This is a genomic window from Roseicella sp. DB1501, assembly GCF_013112485.1.
Taxonomy (GTDB): domain Bacteria; phylum Pseudomonadota; class Alphaproteobacteria; order Acetobacterales; family Acetobacteraceae; genus Paracraurococcus.
On sequence record NZ_JABFHG010000040.1, the window covers coordinates 1 to 2,355 of the forward strand.

The window sequence follows — 2,355 nt, forward strand, 5'->3', positions numbered from 1 at the left end:
AGCTTGCAGGTTTCGACCAAGGAGGCGACCGCGGCCCAGCGACGGCCGCCATCGTCGCCCGAGGCGAACAGGGCATTCTTGCGACTGAGGCAGAGGGGCCGGATGGCACGCTCCACGGTGTTGGTGTCGGGCTCGATCCGCCCGTCCTCGAGGAACCTGACCAGACCATCGTGGTGGTTCAGCGCGTAGCGGATCGCTTTCGCGGTCGGGCTGCCGCCCGGCAGGCGGGCGAGCTGTGCCGTGAGCCAGGTGAACAGGCCCTCGACCAGCGGCCGGCTCTTCGCCTGCCGGACGGCACGGCGGATCTCGGGTGGCTGACCGCGTATCCCGGCCTCGACGGCGTAGAGCGCGGCGATCCGCTGCAGGACCTCGGTGGCGATCGGCGCGGTCTTGCCCTTGGCCAGTTCGATGAACTCGCGGCGGACATGGCTCCAGCAGAATACCAGGGTGATGGCGTCATTGGCTGCGGCCAGGGTCTTGTAGGCCGCGTAGCCGTCGCACTGCAGGATGCCCTGGTAGCCGGCCAGCAGCGCCTTCGGATGCCTGGCGCCGCGGCCCGGCGCGTAGTGGAACACCACCGCCGGCGGGTCCGCGCCGCCCCAGGGCCGGTCGTCGCGCGCGATCGCCCAGGCAAAGCCCTTCTTGGTCTGGCCGCGGCCGGGATCGAGCACCGGCATCGTGGTTTCGTCCGCGAACAGCCGCGGCGAGGCCAGCAGGATCTCGTGCATCCGGCGCACCACCGGCATGACCTCGAGCGCCGCCATGCCGGTCCAGTCGGCCAGGATCTCGCGGCCGATCTCGATGCCCTGCCGGGCCAGGATCTGCGACTGACGATAGAGCGGCAGGTGGTCGGCGTAGCGGGAGACCAGGACATGCGCGACCGTCGCCTCGGTCGGCATGCCGCCCTCGACCAGGCGAGGCGGCGCAGGCGCCTGCAGGACGACGCCGGGACAGGCCCGGCAGGCCAGCTTCGGGCGCCTGGTCACGATCACCCGGAACTGGGCCGGGATCACGTCGAGGCGTTCCGAGGTGTCGGCGCCGATCTCGACCAGCGGGCCCTGGCAGCAGGGGCAGGCCGTCGCCTCGGGTGCCAGCACCTGCTCGACCCGTGGCAAATGCGCCGGCAGGCGGCCGCGGCCTGCCCGGCGGCGCTTGGCCTGCTGGTCCCGCAGCGCCGGCGACTTCTTGCCCGCCTCGGCCGCGTTCTCGGCCAGCGTCGCCTCGATCTCCTCGAAAGCGAACAGCAGCTGGTCTTCCGGCAGTTGCTCGGACTTCCGCCCGAACTGCCGGCGCTTCAGCTTCAGCAGCAGGTGCTGCAGTTGCTCGTTCCGGGAGGCCAGGGCGTCGCGCTCGGCCGTGACATCGTCGCATCTGCACGCCAGCGCATCCCGTTCCGCCCAGGCTGCCAGCAACAGCGCACTCAGCGCCGCAGGATCCTCCGGCAGTGTCGGCGTGTCGTCACCCGCGGCGCGCATCGTGCCGCCGAGTCCACGCGGGCGCGCTCGGCGTGGGAATCTCCCGCGCCGCCTGCACCCGCCGCCAGTCGATCCCGTCGAACAGCGCGGCGAACTCCACCGCGCTCAGCCGCAGTACGCCATCCACCATCGGCGGCCACCGGAAGGTGTTGCCCTCCAGCTGCTTCCAGATCAGGCACAGGCCACTGCCGTCCCAGACCAGGATCTTGATCCGATCCGCTCGCCTGGAACGGAACACCAGCACCACGCCCGAGAACGGCTTCTCCCCCAGCACCTCGGCCGCGAGCGCCGCCAGGCCATGCGCCCCCTTGCGGAAATCCACCGGCTTGGTCGCCAGCAGGATCCGCGTGCCAGCAGGCAAGGTGATCATGTCGCCGACGCCCGGATCGCCCGCAATACCGCCGTCAGCAGCTCCATGTCGGTGCCCGGTGCGACGCGCAGCACAGCACCGGCCAGCTTGACCTCGATCGGCGCCGTGGCGCGCGCCGGTGCCGTGGGACCCACAGGCTCCGGCGCAGCCACCGACGGCTCCGGCACGATCGGCACGAAATCGGGCACCGCAGGCACGCCCTCCTTCGCCGCGCCAATACGCGCCTGCCGCCGCCAGTCGAACACCTGCTGCGGCGAGATCTGCCAGCGGCGCGCCACCTCGGTCACCACCGCGCCCGGCGCCAGGGTTTCCGCGACGACCCGAGCCTTGTCGTCGTCCGACCACTTCCGCCGCCGCCCAGGCCCCGTCAGAACCTCGATCCGGCGATACCCGACACCCTTCGCGTCGTCGTTAACGCTATCCATAACGTCGACCTGAAGCTCCTCGCTCCAGGCCGACCCAGCACATTCAGGCCTCACCTCGGAAGATGGGCCTCGTCGCCGCGCTTAC

Annotated in this window: 3 protein-coding genes; all 3 read right to left on the bottom strand. The window is 71.1% G+C overall.

Going from position 1 to position 2,355, the window contains the following annotated elements; translation table 11 throughout:
- Positions 1-1,475, bottom strand: a 1,475-nt coding sequence (gene tnpC, locus HJG45_RS28200; protein ID WP_171617302.1) for an IS66 family transposase, incomplete at its 3' end; no start/stop codon positions are given.
- Complete coding sequence (gene tnpB, locus HJG45_RS28205) at positions 1,459-1,845, bottom strand: IS66 family insertion sequence element accessory protein TnpB (protein ID WP_171617304.1); 387 nt, start codon at positions 1,843-1,845, stop codon at positions 1,459-1,461. The genes tnpC and tnpB, both read right to left, overlap by 17 nt.
- Positions 1,842-2,270: an IS66-like element accessory protein TnpA gene (tnpA, locus tag HJG45_RS28210; RefSeq protein WP_171617306.1), complete on the bottom strand. Its 429-nt coding sequence runs from the start codon at positions 2,268-2,270 to the stop codon at positions 1,842-1,844. The genes tnpB and tnpA overlap by 4 nt, the downstream gene beginning before the upstream one ends.
- Positions 2,271-2,355 lie beyond the last annotated feature (85 nt).